Source organism: Arthrobacter sp. V1I7 (assembly GCF_030817015.1).
GTDB lineage: Bacteria > Actinomycetota > Actinomycetes > Actinomycetales > Micrococcaceae > Arthrobacter.
On sequence record NZ_JAUSYS010000001.1, the window covers coordinates 3484351 to 3502680 of the forward strand.

Consider the following 18330-nt stretch of genomic DNA (forward strand, 5'->3'; position numbering starts at 1 on the left):
AACGAAGGTGTACCGCGCATCTCTACCCCTCCGGGTAGCGGCGGCTGTCAGGATGCGCCCCTCAGATGGCTCGACGGAGCAACCGAACCGGGTCCTCAAGTATCTGTCCATCGACGTCGCGCTCATCGACGGTGGGGCCGCTGCGATCCCACCCCGTAAACCTGATGATCTTCGTTCGGGCTCCTTCGGCACGGGGCGCCAGCTTTCGTTCGAGTAACCCTGAAAGCCGCCGCTCATGTGTAGACACTATGAGCTGTCGGCGCACTCTGAGGTGCCGACACAGGTCAGCAAACCCGAGCACATTCACGTCATCCATCGACTGCACTGGGTCATCCAGCAGTAGGAATGGCAGTCCTGTGCCCTCCATCGACAGGCTCATCGCGATGAAGTACGACAGGGCGACAATGTTTGCTTGCGAGGTCGAAAAGATCAAGAGAGGGTCGGCCGAGATGCCCGCCACGTGATCAACGACCAGGGGACTCGTAGTCCCCCTGCGATAGTAAGTGTCCAGTTCGAACTCAACAGTCTTGAATGCAGGATGGGGGTCGAGACGGTGGAATATGTCCGCGACCAACGGTTGGATCGAACGCAGCCGTCTTTCAGTGACTTCCACTCGGGCCTCAAGCGTCTTTGCGGCGAGTACTCGGAGCCTCTTGGCACGAGCAGTTTCCGTGGCCAGCTGCGCCTCTGCAGTGGAAACCGCCGCCTCCAAACTCATGCGTTCTGCATCGGCACGCTCTCTTGCGCTTTGGTCGCTCTGACGATCGAAGGCCTCCAAGAAGTCAAGCAGGATCCGACGTGCGCCACGCAAATACTCCGCTACTGAAACAGCGACTGAACCAAAAGATTCCGCGGTGAATTGATCAAGCCTCACGAGAGAAATGTCCGAAGCGAGAGCGGCGACGGCGTTGGCAGCTGCCCTATCTGCGGCTCTGTATATCCGCCAGCGCTCCGCTTGCTGCTCCGTTTCGGTCAGCGCTTCCGAAGCCTCGGAGGCTGCAGTTGCTGCCTCCGAGAAGTCGTTGGCCCGCTCGACGAATTCGTTTTCCAACTCGAGCAGGGTTCCGCCTGAACGCGCCCGCAGAATCAGTTCACGTTCCACATGCTCACGGTCGATGCCCTGGCGACAGACTGGGCAGTTATCCGACAGCATCGGTACGGCAAGCGCTGCCAACTTAGCCACATCAGCAGCCGTCAGCCTCGCAGCGTTCAGCTGTGATTGCGCCGCCGCTCGTGAGGCTTCGGCCGCGGCTTTGGTCGCCTTCGCCTGTTCGACATCAGCACGGAGAGCATCGATCTCGTCAGTGCCAGGAGCCTCCCCCAAGCCTTCGCGCAGCTCAGACGCACGGCGAACGAGAGCGTAAGCAGCATCCACAAGTTCAACCGCACGGCCGAACGCCCTCGCTGTGACACTAACATCATTCGGCAGTTCTAGATTCAGGTCAGCCTCACTGAAGAGCACACCTTCGGGCGTTGCACGTAGCTTCTCAAGAACTTCGTTGCGCACGGCTTCTATTTGGGGGCGACTGGCCAACCGCGCTTGAGCTGTCTCGAGTCGGTCCTGAGATTGGTTCAGGGCAACGGAGAGCCGGGAGAGCTCACTCCGGACGAGCTCCACACGGTCGGAAGCTTGCGTCACGACATTCTTCGTCGCGTCCTCAAAGACCTCCAGGGCGCCAAGACCGAGCACTGTACTGAGCTGCCGGTACCGCTCAGTCGGCTTGGCTTCCAGCACGCTCCGCAGCACGTCTTGCTGCATCAGACCGGAAGTGGTTAGCGCCGAATGTAATGATAGTTCGTTACGGGGCAATAGGATTCGCCGCAGCTCCACCTCGGCTTCTTCGCCAAATAGCGAGGCTTCGCCCAGTCGGCTAAGTTCGAGGGTGCTTCCGCCTTGATCGCCCGTACGTCGCACGGTCGCGTGCCCTGTCGGCAGACTAAGGTCAATCTCGACCGAAGCCTTTCGCCCTATGCGATATTGATTGACGACATGCTCCACGTTGCGCCGCGAGCGAAGTGCTTCAAGTCGTTCGATTCTGCCGAGCAAAACCCACTGCAATGCGTCGAAGAAGCTAGTCTTGCCAGTGCCGTTCGGGCCGGTGACGACAACTGCTGATGCTGAGAGATCGAACTCTCGGGCATCACGAAAACCGCGAAACGCTTCAATTCGCAATCGGTCAATGCTGGGATTAAAGGACGTCATCAAGAGGTGCTCCCTGTCTGAAAGCGGTAACAGCACGCCCCGCAAGCTCCTCGGCAACACCGTTTGCGATGAGTGCGTGTAGAAGCAAATCGAGTGCGTCCACATGTGCGACCGGGGTTGTAGGGGTCATCGGCACAATGAAAGGCGCTAAAGCATGTCTCACCGCTTGTGGCGTCGGGTCGACCCCGGTGTGCGCTATGCGACGCACACGTGACGTGTCGTGATTTATGGCGTAGAGGTCACGAGTGACGGCGTCATCCTCAGCGGACTTCTCCTGCGTGAGCAAGACGAGGTACGTATCCCATTTTTTCGCCCCAAGTGAGACAGACTCGATGCGTTGTGAGAGAGCCTCGAGGACAACGGGCTCAGCCAGTACCAGGTTGCTTATGGTGTTCATTGCGACCACCGCAACAATTGAGTAGCGGTTCTCCGCAAGGATGAACTCAATATTTTCTGCCATAGTCTCAACCTGAAACCCCTGCTCGGACAACACAGTTTTGGTGAGACTGAGCAGTTCGTCGTCGGACCGCCAAGTCAATGGTGTGGTCTTCACGCCGCGATCACGTCATCGGCATGTGTAATGTCTGGCACCAACGCAAATGGCCCAGCTACGATGTCCAGCTCATCCGACTCACCCATGATGTTGTTGGGTAGGGAACGGAACTTCGAGATTGGCCCCACACCGCCAGCCACGACGAAACGCGGATGAGGTTCACCCCTATATGCATGGGCGTGCAATCGATATTCCGCGGTCTCGAGGAGATGCCGCGGCGACGCCGTCTGCGTCGCAACAAGTACCTCAATAGGGCCATCATCGGTTTCGAATACGAGATTCTGGCCGAGCCGCGCCGAGTTCCCCGCCAAACGCCCCAAAGCGATAAGAACCTTCGCGAGCTCGGGACTCTTGAGGACGGCTTCACCTGCCCGAGGATTTATGTCGACCTCACGCGCCCATTTGAGCACCGTCAACGAGTCAGACATATACAGCCCTTCCGTTGCCTTATCCAGGTCCGCCGTTAGCCCTTCGTCGGATGATAGGGCCGCAATATGCTCACTAAGTCGCCCCGTGATGTATGCCGAAGCCACCTGCTCCATAAACACATCGGCCGTCACCGGGATCTTATGATCATCTAGAAGATTCGGTGCGACGGACTTCCACTGGGAGTTCTCCCAGCCGGACTCGATGTCTGGCGTAACAACGCGAATATTTTCGACCGTGCCGACTTCGTAAACCGCTTCCTCGATGCGCTGCTTCACGTAGCCTGCGACGTCCCCGATGCCAACAAACACCACAACTGCGCTACCGAGCCGGGCGTGCGTCTGCTCGCGCACCCAAGGAGGAGGGTTTTTCAAATGATCGCTCGTCACGAGCAACGAATTCGGCTGTGAGGCGCAGCCGTGAATCTTTAGAACCGAGGGTGGAACGACATCACTAAGGTCACGCCTGCTGATGACGGTTTGCAGACGTTCCTCCCCAGCTCCCCGCTCGATGCAGTTATCCCAATTTGTCGTTAAGACATCAATCGCTCCTTCGAGCATCAGATGTGCCATGACGCGATGAGCGTATCCGGGTTTAGCAGACTTGAAGTTTGCAGCATTGGCAGATGTTTGACGCAAGGCGTTTTCGCCGTCGGGAAGAGCCGCTATCGCATCTGCAACGGCAACAAGGTCACCCGGGAGTACGCCGTCAAGAACTGGGAACGCAAGCTTGAGCTGTGTGTGGATTTTTTTTGCGAGAGCCGGTCCCGTCGGGAGATTGGTTGGCTGGGACAGGCTGATCCCTGCCCCGGCGTAAATGACGATCTTGCCACCTGACAAGGCTTTCGCGGCGAGCGCAACTGCATACGGCGGTAAAGTGGCTGAAACCGAAGACGGGGAATGTGGCATGCCCGCAAGTCTAATGGCAACGCCTAGCAGCAAACCGGGAGGTGCGCGCGCCTGCTCGCGTCTCTGCACTTACATGTCCAACTGACGCCTAGGATACGAACGAAACTATATGGCGAACGGACTGCCCATCTTCTGTTGACTCTCGCCAAAACGAGGCAGGGGCACCCGCCCAAGGTTTACGGCTACTTCTTGCCTTGGCCGGCAGACGTTATTCGTGACGGAACTCCACGCCGTTCCGCAGTTGACTAACCTCCGGGGTTACTTCTCGACCACTTCCTCGCTGCCGGTCCCAGACCCGCCCGCCGTCTGTTCGCCGCGCTTTTTCCGTTTGAACAGCCCTGCGACGCTCCCTCCGACCGAGCCCGCCGTACCGGCAATGGCGCCACCGACGCCCTTGACCGCGGTGAGGGCCTGGGGCTCATCCGGGATCCCGTCCCCGTCGATGTCCACGCTCCGGAACGCACGCGATACCGTGTCGGCTGCGGTTGCTACCCCGGCGCCCACTGCCACAGCGCTCGTTGCGACGCCGCCTCCGAGTGTGCCGGCAGTACCCGCGATCCAGTTTCCCGTCACCTTTGCTGCGTCCTCCATGGCAGCGAGAGCTCGGTTCTGGTCGACGTCGCGGTCTTCTGCGTCAGCCTCGACAGGAACGGCAAGATGTTCGGGGAACATGTCTGGGGCATCGGCGAACGCTGCCCGGGCTGCGATGACGACGTCGCGACCGAACACGAAGCGCGTGACTCCTCCCGCCAAGGCTCCAACTCCGTATTCAATCGTTGCCTGCTGCTTTCCACTCAAATTTTCGCGCACGGCGTCCAGCTGACCCGTCTCCATGGTCCGAACCAAACTCTGCGCGGCGCCTCCAGGGAGAGTGTCCGCGAGCGTGTTCGCCCAGTGCGACCAGTCTGTGCGACCAGCAGCGATCCTATTGCCAACACCGACGACGCCGTCAGCGCACGCACTCGATAGGTCCGTCGCCATCGTTGCGATTTGCTTCTGGCTCACGCGTTCGTTCGAGAGTCCGTAGACAAGGGCGAGAGCCTGGTCATTGTCGAGTTCCATTCCGTGAATATCGGCAACAGCGAGCGCGAAAACGGCGGTGATCTCGAACTGCAGCTGCTCATCGCCTGCGGGAAGGAGAGCAGCGGCTCGCTGTGCACCGTTTTTCGCAGTACCCAGCGCCATGTTCTTTGCGGCCTGTTTCGCAGCGCTCTTTGCGGCAAGTTTGACGGCTTCCTTGCCAGTCTTCTTGGCGGCCTGTTGTCCCGCACTCTTCATGCCGGCTGCTGCCGCCCCGACTCCAGGAATCATCGCGACACCAATATCAGCCGCGATCGCGCCGGCGCTGATGAGGGCACCAGCGGTGGTGATCGAGGTTCCGTAGTGACGCTCCAACATCTGGATCACCTCAGCGGGCGTTGCGCCCGGATGCCGCCGGCGGAGCCTCATGACGTACTTGCGGGCGATCAAGTGACGAGCGCTGACCGCCTTCGCAATGTCACGCGTAGCGTCCTCGCCGACGAGCTCCGCCTCCAGCGTGATGCTCTCGATATTGGTCATCGCTTACTCCTCTGTGGTTGCACCCCTCCGGGAGGTGTGAACGCGACTGATAGGTGAGAATCCGCCAGTGCCGCCCTGGATCTATGGCGATTGTATTCATGGATCCAGACCTGATGGGTCGCGGCGCGTTCAAACTCCTCGACTAAGTGACTCCCGCCTCCCAAACGAAGACCGGCCCTGACCCTAACAAAGTAGGCGGCCCGTCGTCTTGCGGCTGAGGTCTTCACCAATCCGCGCGGCACGTGGCCCTCAGTCCCGACAGGATCGATGCCGGCGCCAGGGGAACCTTCGTGGCCTACTGCGTGCTGCCCGGCTGGCGCGAAAAAGGAGGCCGACGACGACACCCAGTGTCGCCGTCGGCCTCCTTTTATGCCCCCGCGGTGGTGCTATCCCCGCAGGGCGCCGGACCCTAGGCCGCCGTCGGAAGCGTTACGTAGTTGCCCTCGATGGCGCCGGCGGCAACAACGGGGGTGCCGTCTACTGTGACATAGCTGCCACGGGTGACGGGGGTCAGATTTCGTGCGCCAGCGACGGTGACATAGCTGCCCTCGAGGCCGACGCGGACGAGGCCGGCGGGGAGAGTCACGTAGCTGCCGCCGCGCACTGCGGTGTCAGCGACACTGGTCCTGGTACCGGCCTTGAAGGTGGCTTCGGTGGTGGATGAGGAGGTTGCGGGGCGTTCGGTCAGCAAAGTCATGGGTTCTCCGTGGGGTTTCGGGATGAGGGACGTACAGGTCCTTGTGCCGCTCAAGCAGGAGGGCGGTTGCGCGTTGTGTCGCTTGCCCCGCTGGCCCGGGTGTCTTCACCGGTGCGGTACTCAAGGGCTACGTCGGCCTGCACCTAACTTTACCGGCTTATCGTGAGTTACTCATAATAAGGTGGGAAGGCTCACGTTTTACGCAAGGCATCTACGGACTACTCCGAATGGCGCCGGCGCCATAGAAACGCACAGGTCCGTCACCTAACATGGCCCAAATGAAGGCAGCCCGAGACGCCCGCTCTGCCGCCGTTGTGATCAACGCCGGATCACGCCGAGGGGCGGCACACGAACTTGCGGTGGACACGATGCGAAAGGCAGGCGTGCCGATCTCCTCCGTGCACCCCGTGCTGTCCGGGGGCGAGCTGGCCGGGACGCTTGATCGGGTGCTTGCGGACGGGCACGACCTGGTGGTTGTCGGCGGCGGCGACGGGACGGTGTCTTATGCTGCCGGCCGGGTTGCCGGCACCAACGTTGTGCTCGGTGTTCTTCCGCTGGGCACCGCCAACGACTTCGCCCGCACGCTGGAGATTCCGAACAATCTTCTGGACGCCTGCGCCGCCGTCGCGGAGGGGAAGGTGGTGGACATCGACCTCGGCCGGGCCAACGCTGAGCCATTCCTCAACGTCGCGTCCGTGGGCCTTTCCGTGGCTGTGACTGAGGCCCTCAGCCCCCGCCTGAAGCGGTACATCGGGCCATTGGCGTACAGCATCGCCACGCTTCTGGCTTATACCCGGCACAAGCCGTTCGGGGCCCGCCTCGAGTTCCCGGAGGGGGACCACGAGCCGCTGGAGCTCGAGGACCTGCTTCAGGTGGCGGTCGGCAACGGCCGCCACTACGGCGGCGGCAATACGGTCTCCCCCACCGCCGGGATCGATGACCACATCCTTGACATCTACGCCATCCTGGCCGGCCCGCTCCGGGAGCACGTGAGCATCGCACGGTTGCTCAAGGACGGAAGCTTCATCGAACACGACCGGGTGTACCACCTGACCAGCCGGCATGTGCGGCTGGTCACCGAGCCACCGCTGCCGGTGAACCTCGATGGCGAGATCGCGACCACCATGCCCACCGACTTCACCGTCCAGCGCAACGCCGTCCACGTGGTGGTGCCCCAGAGCAGCACCAGCGCATTGTTCGACGGACCGGGCGCCGCGACCTGGCCGTCCTGAGCGCGTTGTTTCCTAAACAGTCACGCCTCCGGCACGACTCCCCTTAGTGTTGGTGCAGCAGCTCACGAAACCGATTACGTAAACCGCTTGCGTAACACGGCCCGGCAGACACCCTCAGGGAGGAGGAACAGTGGTCACCATCCGCGATGTCGCCAAGCACGCCGGCGTCTCACCCGCCACCGTCTCCCGGGTTGTCAACGGGCTCGTGGGCTACTCCGACGAAACCCGCGAACGTGTCGAAACCGCGGTGAAAAGCCTCAGCTACGAGACGGACTACCTCGCCCGCGGCCTCAAGACCCGGCAAACGTCCGTGATCGGGCTCCTCGCCCCGATGGTCTCAGATGCCCTCGCCTCGCAGGTCATGCAGGGTGTGGAGGAGGAGGCCCAGGAACGTGGCTACGCTGTGATGCTCGGCCGCACCGGCGCCAAGTCCACCTACATCGCCGGCTACCTGCGGACCCTGCGCACTTACCGGGCCGCCGGCGTCATTCTCATCTCCTCGGTGATCACGCCCGAGACGCGGCAACTGCTGGGGCCCAACGTCCCGATCATCTCCGTCGCCATCAGCGACAAGTCCGGCTCCCCCAGCGTGGCCATCGACGACGAGCAGGCAGCCTACGACGCGACCCGTCACCTGCTGCGGCTCGGGCACCGGCGCATCGGTCTCCTGGCCGGTGATCCGGCGTCGATCTACGTCGCCCAGCCCCGGAAACGCGGCTACCTCCGCGCCATAAGCGAAGCCAACTGCACTCCCGTGACAGCGACCGGCAGCTTCTTCTACGAAAGCGGCGCCGCCGGCGTTGACGAACTGCTGCAGAAGGAACCCGGCCTCACCGCGATCTTCGCGATGAGCGATGAGATGGGCGCCGCCGTCGTCAATGAACTGCAGCGCCGCGGCCTCCGGGTGCCGGAAGACGTCTCCGTCCTGGGCTTCGACAACACTTCCACCTCGCTGCACGTGAACCCGCCGCTGAGCACCATGGCGCAGCCGCTCGAGGAAATGGGGCGGATGGCCGTTAAAAAACTGCTCCGCTCCCGCGACCTGGGGCCGAAGATCATGCCGCACCGGCTGATCGAGCGCGGCTCCACCGCGCCGCCCAGTTCAGCAGTGCCCAGTGCGGCGCCGGCGAACGCAGCCCAACCCGGAGATCCAGTCCTGGTCAGCTAGCCCCACAAACCACCCATTACCGGCGGCAGCCGGCACTCTCCCTGTGCCACAAACCGGCCAGCCGCCGAAGTTCCGCATGCACCAAACCACCCGCACCCCCCAAACACAAGGAGCAACACATGAGGCAGCGCCGCCGCACCTGGCAGACTCTACTCGCCACCACCGCATCCCTGACCGTCGCCGCCGTCGCCCTCACCGGCTGCGGCGGGACCGCCACGGAAGCGAAGAGCACTCCGAAGGCCGCCGCCGCGTCCTTCGAGGGCAAGGGCCCCATCAACTACGTCTCCAACCGCGACGCCTCAGGTGCCGCGAACAAGAGCATCGAGGAATGGAACGCCGCCCACCCGGAGGAGAAGGTCACGTTCATCGAACTGCCGGACTCCGCGGACCAGCAGCGCCAGCAGCTCATCCAGAACGCGCAGATCAAGTCGGACACCTTCAGCGTGCTGAACCTGGACGTCGTCTGGACCTCCGAGTTCGCCGCCAACAAGTGGATCCTGCCGCTGCCCGAGGACGCCGTCCCCACCGACAAGATGATTCCCGCTACGGTCAACGCCGCGACGTACCGGGACTCCCTGGTCGGCGCCCCGTACTACACCGACGGCGCCCTGTTCTACTTCCGCTCCGACCTGCTCAAGGCCGCCGGCATCGCCGCCCCACCGAAGACCTGGGACGAGATGAAGACCGCCTGCAAGGCCATCCTGGCCCTCCCGGAAGCGGCCGGCATGTCCTGCTACACCGGCCAGTTCGACAAGAACGAGGCCCTTACGGTCAACTTCTCCGAGGCCGTCGCCTCCGCCGGCGGCACCGTGGTGGACGCCGACGGCAAGCCCACCGTCGACACCGCCGAAGCGAAGAAGGGCCTGAACCTGCTGGTGGACGGCTTCAAGGAAGGCCTCTTCCCCTCCGACGCCATCACCTACCTCGAAGAGCAGGGCCGCCGCGCGTTCCAGGACGGCAAGCTGGTCTTCATGCGCAACTGGCCCTTCCTGCACGCCTCCCTGAGCGCCACGGACGGCTCCAGCAAGGTGGCCGGCAAGTTCGACATCACCTCCATCCCCGGCACCGACGGCCCCGGCGTCTCCACCCTCGGCGGCCGCAGCCTCGCCATCTCGCCGTTCACCCCGAACAAGGCCACGGCACTGGAGTTCGTCAAGTTCTTCACCAGCGAGGAGCAGGCCCAGAAGCGCCTCGCGCTCAGCTCCCGCGCCCCGGTGTACGCCACCCTGTTCGCAGACCCCGCCGTCGTCGCCAAGCGCCCGTTCTTCCCCACCCTGCTGACCTCGCTGAACAACGCCCAGCCGCGGCCCAAGGTGGTCCAGTACGGCGCCACCACCAAGGCCATCCAGGAAGAGGCCTACGCGGCCATCACCGGAACCAAGGACACGGACACGGCCCTGAACGACATGCAGGCCAAGCTCACCGAGCTGACCAAATAGTCCGGCAGTAATTCAGCAGTTCAGACCACACGCCTGGCCGGCCGGTCCACCCCGGCCGGCCAGGCACGCTGCAACTCCAGTTAGGTACCCAGCATGACGACGACCACCGCCCCGCCCGCCGGCGCGCAGACCGGCACGCCCCAACCGGGCAGCCCGCGCAGACGCGGCAAACGCTCCCCCGGCGAAGGCCGCATGGCCGCGATGCTGCTCTCCCCCACCATCCTGGTGCTGGCCCTGGTGATTGTGTACCCGCTGCTGTCCGCGGTGCACCAGTCCCTGTTCCGCGCCGAATCCGGCGTGGACGCGGACGGCTTCGTCTCCGACGTGGAATCCTTCGTGGGCCTGGCCAACTATGCCGACCTCTTCGTCGGCGAATCCGGCCGGCGCTTCCTCAACGCCTTCGCCAACACCACCTTCTTCACCGTCACCACGGTGTTCCTCGAGACCGTCCTGGGCCTCTGCCTGGCCCTCGCCATGAACCGCGCCTTCCGCGGCCGGTCCTTCCTGCGCGCCAGCATCCTGGTCCCGTGGGCCGTCCCCACCGCCGTCTCCGGCCTGCTGTGGCGCTGGATCTTCCAGTCCGACGGCATCGCCAACACCCTGCTCGGCAGCGAGATCCTCTGGACCGCCGAGGGCAACGCCTCCAAGGTCGCCGTCATCATCGCCGAAGTCTGGAAGACCGCGCCGTTCATCGGCCTGCTGGTCCTCGCCGGCATGCAGATCATCCCCGGCGAAGTCTACGAGGCCGCCAAAATCGACGGCGCCGGCTGGTGGCGCCAGCTCGGCTCCATCACCCTCCCGCTGGTCAAGCCCACCCTGCTGGTCGCCGTGCTGTTCCGCATGCTCGACGCGCTGCGCATGTTCGACCTGCCCTTCGTGCTGGTCGGCCCCGGCAAGGAATCCGTGGAGACCCTCTCCATGCTGGCCTGGGACGAATCCAACCAGCTCCGCTACGGCTCCGCCTCCGCGTTCGCCGTCATGCTCTTCCTGTACGTCGCCGTCGTCGCGATCGTGTTCGTGAAGGTCCTCGGCGCCGACGTCACCGGCGCCAAAGAACTGAAGCTGCTCTCAAAGAAGTCCCGCACCAAGGCAACCCGCACCCAGAAGGCCGAGGCCACCCGATGACCATCTCCGACCTCCGCAAGGCCGCCGCCGATTCCGGCGCAACCGAGGCGACGGCCGCCGTCGTCGACAGCTCCTCGAAAGCAGGCCGGCCCAAAGCCAAGCGCACCTGGCGGTCCTACGCGGTCTACGCCGGCCTGGCGCTGATCTTCGGCTACTGCCTGGCCCCGTTCTACTGGATGCTGGTCTCCAGCCTCCGCCGCACCGCCGACATCTTCGACAACACCCTGCTGCCGGCGCCGTTCTCGCTGGAGAACTACGCCAAGGTGTTCGACGGCTCCACCATGTTCGGCCAGGCGCTGCTGAACTCCCTGATCGTCGCCGGCACCACCACGGTGTTCGCCCTGGTCCTCGGTGTCTTCGCCGCCTACGCGATCTCCCGGCTGAACTTCCGCTTCAAGTCGGTGATCCTCGGCGTCATCATCGCGACGTCGATGTTCCCCGGCATCTCCGTCGTCGTGCCGCTGCTGCGCCTCTTCACGGACATCGGCTGGATCAACACCTACCAGGCCATGATCGTGCCGAACCTGTCCTTCGCGATCCCGCTCGCGGTCTGGAACCTCACCACCTTCATGAAGGCCCTGCCGTTCGACCTCGAAGAAGCCGCCATGATCGACGGCTGCACCAAATGGCAGGCGTTCCGGCGGGTCCTGCTTCCGCTCGCGGCGCCGGGAGTCTTCACCACCGCGATCCTGACCTTCATCCACAGCTGGAACGAATTCATCATCGCGCTGTCCATGATCAACGATCCGAAGATCCAGACCGCCACGGTCGCGATCTCCAAGTTCACCGGCGCCACCGAATTCCAGGCGCCCTTCGGCGAACAGATGGCCGCCGGCGTGCTCGTCACCGTACCGTTGGTCATTATGGTGCTGATCTTCCAGCGGCGGATCGTCGAAGGCCTCACCGCGGGCGCCAGCAAATGAGCGGGCACCCGCCCGTCAGCCTGGTCGAGGAAACCACCCTCACCCCCGCGGCGAACTGGTGGCAGTCCGCCGTCATCTACGAGGTCTACCCGCGCTCCTTCGCCGACGGCGACGGCGACGGCGTGGGCGACCTCGCCGGGCTGATCGCCCGGCTGCCGTACATCGCCGCCCTCGGCGTCGACGGCATCTGGATGACCCCATTCCAGCCCTCCCCGCAGCTGGACCAGGGCTACGACGTCACCGACTACTGCGGCGTCGACCCGCTGTTCGGCACCATCGAACAGTTCGATACTTTGCTGGAGCTGGCCCACTCCCTGGGCCTGCGGATCCTGCTCGACGTCGTCCCCAACCACTGCTCCTCCGAGCACCCCCTGTTCCAGGCGGCCCTCGCGGCCGGGCCGGGCTCGCCGGAGCGGGACATGTTCCACTTCGCTCCGGGCCGGGTTCCGGCGTCCGACGACGGCGGCTTGGTTGCCGCTGCTGCCGGCGGCGTTCCACCGAACAACTGGCAGAGCGTCTTCGGCGGCCGCGCCTGGAGCCGCGCCCACCCGGAGTCCGAGAAGGACTCGGACTGGTACCTGCACCTCTTCTCCGCCGGGCAGCCGGACTGGAACTGGCGCAATCCCGCCGTCGGCGACTACTTCGACGGCGTGCTGCGCTTCTGGTTCGACAAGGGCGTGGACGGGCTCCGGATCGACGTCGCGCATGCCCTGTTCAAGGCCGAGGGCCTGCCGGACTCGCCGTCCATGGGCGGGGTGGTGGACGGGCTGCGGTCCAACCCGCAGGTCTCGGACCAGGAGGAAGTCCATGAGGTCTACCGCCGCTGGCGCACCCTGGCCGAGAAGTACCAGCCGCACCGCCTGCTGGTGGGCGAGGTCAACCTGGAACCGGCCCGCGCCGCCCGGTACACCCGCGCCGATGAGATGCAGCAGGCCTTCGCGTTCGCCTTCGTGAAGCTCGGATGGGACCCCGCAGCCTGGGCCGCCGTCGGCAACGACCTCGAAACCGCCCGGCAGCTGCACGGCGCCACCCCCACCTGGGCGCTGGAAAACCACGACATCGTCCGCTCCGTCACCCGCTTCGGCGGCGGCTCGATTGGGAGCGCCCGCTCGCGGGCGGCACTCGTGGCGTTGCTGGGCCTGCCGGGACCGGCTTATATCTACCAGGGCCAGGAGCTCGGGCTGCCCGAGGTCGACGTCCCGCTCGAGGCCCGGGTGGATCCCATGTGGGCCCGCGGCGGTGTCTGCCGCGACGGCGCCCGGGTTCCGCTGCCCTGGACCGCGGACGACGCGCTGAACCACGGCTTCTCGCTGTCCGAGCCGGCTGCCGAACCATGGCTCCCGCAGCCCGCGGGCTGGGGCACGCACGCAATCGAGCTGCAGCAGCAGGACCCGGAGTCCACGCTGGCGTTGGCCACGTCGGCGCTGGAGTTGCGCCGGCTGCTCTGGAAGAACGAAGTCTTCGGCCCGAACGACGGCGGCACCTGGCGCGTCGAACCGGGCAATCTGCTGATTTGCGAACGGAGCGAGGACTTCTTCGTCGCCGTCGCGATGGGAACCGAGCCGGTGCAGCTGCCAGCCGGGACGGTGCTGCTCAGCGCCGCGTCCTTGACTCAGGACCGCAGGCTCCAACCGAACAACGCCGCGTGGGTGCTGCGCGACTGAGGCTCCCACCGCAGTGCCGTCCGCATCTCCTCGTGGACTCGATCTCCGACCGTAATCCAGCGGCTATCAAGGGCGTGACGCAGAGGCTTCCAGGAATGCCCGGACTGTAAACGTCGCGGCGACAGGCCATTCCGATCTGGCCCACATTTCAAGAGGGAATTAGTTTGAAACTCACCACAACTTTGGCCAGCGGCGCGCTACTGGGCTTGGCCCTTTCGAGCTGCGCGGGGTCACCGCAGGCAGTTCCCACCGTCACGCATACCGTGGCTGAGACGGCCACGGCAACAGTGACCGTGACGGCAACCGCTCGACGATGAGCTATCGGTTCTGGGCTTCAGAATGTCGTTTACAACTCTGACACTGGCAAGACCGTGTTATTGCTCAGCAACTGGACAGTCACAGGTATTGATAACGCCGGTGTGGAACAAGCCGTCGATAAGGCAGTCGTGGTTCACGTAACGAAGTAGGTTCTGCAGCGCGAAAGGCGCGCCCGGCCAGACCGGACGCGCCCTCAGTTCGCACGGACCCCACGAAAGGGTTCATGGCGATTGAGTCAGTCGATGAGCACCGGGAGCTTGGCGCGATCCGATGCGTCAACACGAACCGCAACCTTGCCGGAACGGTGGTGAAGCCAGTTCGCCACCGCCAAAAGCGCCACGAGTGCGAAGGTGCTCAGCAGCTGGGGGCGCGAATCCTCGCCGATGAAGCCCACCGTGAAGATCGCCGCGAGGATGAGCAGGCCAAAGCCCGTGAGCCACGGGAACCCGGCCATCCGCAGGGGAAGCTCCGTTCCCTCACGGTCGGCGCGGAGGCGCAGCGCGAGCTGGGCGAGGAGCGCGGACGTCCACACCAGCAGGCAGGTCGAGCCGACGATGTTGAGCAGGACGGGAAGGACCTTCTCGGGGAAGGCCAACTCCAGCACCACCGTGACAATGCCGAAGGCAACGCTGGCGAGGACTGCGACCACCGGGACCCGGGCCTTGGACACGGAAGCGAGCAGGCGCGGTGCTTCACCGCGCTCGGCGAGGGAGTAGGCCATCCGGGAGGCGCCATAGAGGTTGGCGTTGAGGGCGGAGAGCAGCGCTGCAACGGCCACCAGGGTGATGGCGGTGGCCGCGCCGGGCATGCCGGCGGCCTCCAACACCGCGGCGAACGGGCTCTTCAGCCCCGCCGAACCCACGGGAACCACCGCAGCGATAACGAAGATCGCACCGATGTAGAAGACCAGGATGCGCCACAGCACCGTCCGGACTGCTGTCCGCACACTGCGGGCCGGCTCCGCGGTCTCAGCTGCCGCCACGGACACGATCTCGGTGCCGCCGAACGCGAACGCCACCACGAACAGTGCCGTGGCGATCCCGGCGAAGCCGTCGGGCGCGAATCCGGCGCCGGTGAAGTTGGACAGGCCCGGCGACTGGACGCCCGGCAGCCAGCCGAAGAGCAGGGCAGCGCCCACAAGGAGGAACCCGACGATTGCTGCCACCTTGAGCAGGGCGAACCAGAACTCGAACTCGCCGAAGTTCTTCACACTGGTGAGGTTGACGGCGGTGAGCACCACGATGAACACGAAGGCCATCAGCCACACCGGCAGGGCCGGGAAGATGGTGGACAGCAGGCCTGCCGCACCGAGCGCTTCCGCGGCGATGACAACCACGAGCTGCAGCCACCACAGCCAGCCCACGGTGGCACCGGCCACCGGCCCGTAGGCCTTGGCGGTATAGACGGAGAAGGCGCCGCTGTCCGGGTTGGCGGCGGCCATCTCACCGAGGGCCCACATCACCAGGATGATGAGCGTGCCGGCCACGAGGTAGGAGATAAGCACGGCCGGGCCGGCAGCCTGGATGCCGGCGCCGGAGCCGATGAACAGGCCCGCGCCGATGGCGCTTCCGAGCCCCATCATCGTGAGCTGGCGGGGTTTGAGTGCCGCGCCCAGTGCGCGGCCAGACGTCTTTGTCTGTTGTTCCATGGGGAGTCCTCTGGTTGTTGGTGGAACGGATGGGGGTTTCAGGTCAGTCGATTGTCGAGGCCGCGTGGGCTTCCAAAATCCGGAGCACGCGATCGTTGGAGGCAGGGGCAGCAACGGTGATCCGCACTCCGTCCCCCTGGTACGCCCGGACCAGGATGCCTGCACGGTCAAACGCGTCCACCAGCCTCGCCTGGAGGCTGTCATCCGCACGGATCCACAGGAAATTGCCCTGGCTCGGCTGCAGTTTCCAGCCCTGGGCTTCCAGCTGCGCATCCATCCGAGCGCCCTCCTGTTTGACGGCGGCCACCCGCGCTTCCATCTCCTCCCCGGCGTCCAGCGACGCGATGGCCGCCGTTCTGGGCCAGCGCGCTCACGGAGAAGGGAAGGGCGGTCCGGCGCAGTCCCTCAGCGATGGCCGGCGCCGCCACGGCGTAGCCCACGCGCAGGCCGGCGAGTCCGTAGGCCTTCGAGAAGGTGCGCAGGATGCAGACATTCGGGTATTGGCGGTAGAGCGCCAGGGAATCGGGGCCGTTGCCCGCTTCGGCGTATTCCACGTAGGCCTCGTCGATCACCACCAGGATGTCGGAGCGGACGGACTGCAGGAAGGCCTCGATCCGTTCGTGGCTGATCGGCACGCCGGTGGGATTGTTGGGGGTGCAGAGCAGGATGACCTTCGTGCGGTCAGTGACGGCCGCGGCCATGGCATCGAGGTCGTGGCCCTCAGCGGCATCCAGCGGAATGCGGACCGGCCGGGCGCCTGCCAACTCAACCAGGATGGGGTAGGCCTCGAAGGATCGCCACGCGAAGATCACGTCATCCCCGGCGTTGCACAGGCCGGTGATGATCTGCTGGAGGACGCCGACGCTGCCGGGTCCCACCGCGACCTCTCCGGCCGTGACGCCGAGGTGGCGGGCAAGCCGTTCGCGGAGTTCGACGGCGGCACTGTCCGGGTAGCGGTTCATCGTACCGGCCGCCGCGGCCACAGCGGCGGCGGCAGCGGGCAGTGGCTCGTAGTGGCTTTCGTTGCTGGCGAGGGCCGCGATGTTCAGGCCGGCGCTGCGCCGGCCCGGGACGTAGGGCGGAAGTCCGGCCACCGCGCTACGAAGGGTGGGAAGCGCGGTGTCCGGTGCGGTCAGGATCTGATCACTGGTCATGAGGAACGATCATGATTGTGACCCGGCCCACAATGCAAGATACCCTCAACCCACTGGGACTTCTGCTCAACTTCTACTGTCTGTGGTGAAAATATGACCATCCCGAACCCCCGCACCCTCGATTCGCTCGACGGCAGGATCATCCTTGCCCTCGACAAGGATCCCGAAGCCAGCGCCCTGGCACTCTCGCGCACGCTCGGCGTCGCGCGGGCGAGGGGTACCTTGGCGTCGCCGGCGGCTTCGGCACGGACACCGCGGCCGGGCTCATGGGTGAGGCCGATGTGGTCCTCGTGGCCGGGGCCAGCCTGAGCCCCTTCACCATGCGGTTCGGGCACCTGCTCGGCCCGGACAGCACCGTCATCCAGATCGATGCCGCCCTGCAGCCAACGCACCCCCGGGTGGATACGTTCCTCAGCGCGGACGTGAAGTCTGCTGCGGGACAGATCCTCCGGATGCTGGATGGCGGAACTTCAGGGGAAGCCTGGCGCGCGGAAGCCCGCAAACGCCTGGCCGAAGGGCCCGCCCACCACGCAGGCTCCGTGGAGACCCCGGACGGCCGGCTGGACCCGCGCTCCCTTGCCACGGCACTGGATGCCATGCTGCCGGAGCGCCGCACGGTGGTCCAGGACGGAGGGCACTTCATGGGCTGGGCACCGATGTATTGGCGCATCCCGCGGCCCCAGGACCTGGTCATGGTGGGGACCGCGTACCAAACCATCGGGCTCGGCCTTGCCAGCGCCGTCGGGGCAGCCCGCGCAGTGGAGGACAGCCGCACCCTGGTGCTGGCCTCCGGGGACGGCGGCTTCCTGATGGGCCTGTCCGACCTCGAATCGCTCATCGCTGCGGCGAGCAGCGCCGTCGTCGTCATCTACAACGACGCCGCCTACGGAGCCGAAATCCATCAGTACGGTTCCCGGGGACTGACCGAAAAGCCGATGTTGATCCCCGAGGTGGACTTCAGCGGCGTCGCCCGGGCGCTCGGTGCCGAATCTGCGATTATCCGCTCGCTGGCGGACCTTGACGCGCTCACGGACTGGATCGACGCCGGCGCCAACGGAACCTTCGTGGCCGACTGCCGGATCACGTCGAGCGTCCGGGCCCCGTGGATGAGCGAGTGGATGCAGGCCTCGCAGGCCGCGAAGGCGGCGGTGGCAGGCTAATTACTCCGCCGGCGCGTTCGATCTGATCCTGCATCGCTGCGCCGATCGAATTTAAGCTGTCCGGCTTCTTCATCGTCGCTCCGGACGTGGGGAAGCCCCGGCATGTTCATCATGCCGGGGCTTCCATACCGCTTCCTGCCGGAACTACACGT

13 protein-coding genes and 2 pseudogenes are annotated in these 18330 nt (G+C 64.9%); 8 read left to right on the top strand and 7 right to left on the bottom strand.

All coding sequences use genetic code 11. The annotated features are described in order from the left end of the window. Positions 1-61: 61 nt before the first annotated feature. The 5 genes from QFZ69_RS15955 to QFZ69_RS15975 form a co-directional block, all read right to left on the bottom strand. Positions 62-2203: an AAA family ATPase gene (locus QFZ69_RS15955; RefSeq protein ID WP_306912804.1), complete on the bottom strand. Its 2142-nt coding sequence runs from the start codon at positions 2201-2203 to the stop codon at positions 62-64. Then, positions 2190-2756 (bottom strand): hypothetical protein, encoded by a 567-nt coding sequence (locus tag QFZ69_RS15960; protein WP_306912805.1) that lies wholly within the window; start codon positions 2754-2756, stop codon positions 2190-2192. Before QFZ69_RS15960 ends, QFZ69_RS15955 begins: the two co-directional genes overlap by 14 nt. Beyond that, on the bottom strand, positions 2753-4090 hold the full coding sequence (locus QFZ69_RS15965; protein WP_306912806.1) for an SIR2 family protein: 1338 nt from the start codon (positions 4088-4090) through the stop codon (positions 2753-2755). Before QFZ69_RS15965 ends, QFZ69_RS15960 begins: the two co-directional genes overlap by 4 nt. A gap of 258 nt (positions 4091-4348) precedes the next feature. Beyond that, positions 4349-5650 (bottom strand): hypothetical protein, encoded by a 1302-nt coding sequence (locus tag QFZ69_RS15970; protein WP_306912807.1) that lies wholly within the window; start codon positions 5648-5650, stop codon positions 4349-4351. Between the two features lie 409 nt (positions 5651-6059). After that, complete coding sequence (locus tag QFZ69_RS15975) at positions 6060-6347, bottom strand: hypothetical protein (protein WP_306912808.1); 288 nt, start codon at positions 6345-6347, stop codon at positions 6060-6062. A 278-nt stretch (positions 6348-6625) separates the two neighbouring features. On the opposite strand from QFZ69_RS15975, the gene QFZ69_RS15980 reads away from it, so the two are divergent. The 6 genes from QFZ69_RS15980 to QFZ69_RS16005 all read left to right on the top strand — a co-directional run bounded on the left by QFZ69_RS15980 (position 6626) and on the right by QFZ69_RS16005 (position 13898). Then, a complete protein-coding gene (locus QFZ69_RS15980) occupies positions 6626-7579 on the top strand; it encodes a lipid kinase (protein WP_306912809.1) in 954 nt (317 codons plus the stop codon). Positions 7580-7709: 130 nt separating this feature from the next. Next, a complete protein-coding gene (locus tag QFZ69_RS15985) occupies positions 7710-8747 on the top strand; it encodes a LacI family DNA-binding transcriptional regulator (protein WP_306912810.1) in 1038 nt (345 codons plus the stop codon). A gap of 119 nt (positions 8748-8866) precedes the next feature. After that, positions 8867-10186, top strand: a complete 1320-nt coding sequence (locus QFZ69_RS15990; RefSeq protein ID WP_307000262.1) for an ABC transporter substrate-binding protein — start codon at positions 8867-8869, stop codon at positions 10184-10186. 93 nt (positions 10187-10279) lie between these two features. After that, the gene (locus QFZ69_RS15995; protein ID WP_306912812.1) at positions 10280-11311 is read left to right on the top strand and encodes a carbohydrate ABC transporter permease; all 1032 of its coding nucleotides are present in this window, start codon (positions 10280-10282) and stop codon (positions 11309-11311) included. Continuing rightward, the gene (locus QFZ69_RS16000; protein ID WP_306912813.1) at positions 11308-12234 is read left to right on the top strand and encodes a carbohydrate ABC transporter permease; all 927 of its coding nucleotides are present in this window, start codon (positions 11308-11310) and stop codon (positions 12232-12234) included. Before QFZ69_RS15995 ends, QFZ69_RS16000 begins: the two co-directional genes overlap by 4 nt. Next, positions 12231-13898 carry an alpha-amylase family glycosyl hydrolase gene (locus QFZ69_RS16005; protein ID WP_306912814.1) on the top strand — a complete coding sequence of 556 codons (1668 nt, stop codon included), beginning with the start codon at positions 12231-12233 and terminating at the stop codon, positions 13896-13898. The genes QFZ69_RS16000 and QFZ69_RS16005 overlap by 4 nt, the downstream gene beginning before the upstream one ends. A 553-nt stretch (positions 13899-14451) precedes the next feature. Here QFZ69_RS16005 and QFZ69_RS16010 read toward each other — a convergent pair. Together QFZ69_RS16010 and hisC are read right to left on the bottom strand one after the other, a co-directional pair. Beyond that, entirely contained in the window at positions 14452-15864 is a 1413-nt protein-coding gene (locus QFZ69_RS16010) for an amino acid permease (RefSeq protein ID WP_306912815.1), read from the bottom strand. A gap of 43 nt (positions 15865-15907) precedes the next feature. Continuing rightward, positions 15908-17018 (bottom strand): annotated as a pseudogene (gene hisC / locus QFZ69_RS16015) (histidinol-phosphate transaminase). A gap of 93 nt (positions 17019-17111) precedes the next feature. Here hisC and QFZ69_RS16020 point away from each other — a divergent pair. Beyond that, positions 17112-17228: pseudogene (locus QFZ69_RS16020) on the top strand (Lrp/AsnC family transcriptional regulator); the annotation flags it as partial. A gap of 56 nt (positions 17229-17284) precedes the next feature. Continuing rightward, positions 17285-18178: a thiamine pyrophosphate-dependent enzyme gene (locus QFZ69_RS16025; RefSeq protein ID WP_307000264.1), complete on the top strand. Its 894-nt coding sequence runs from the start codon at positions 17285-17287 to the stop codon at positions 18176-18178. Positions 18179-18330 lie beyond the last annotated feature (152 nt).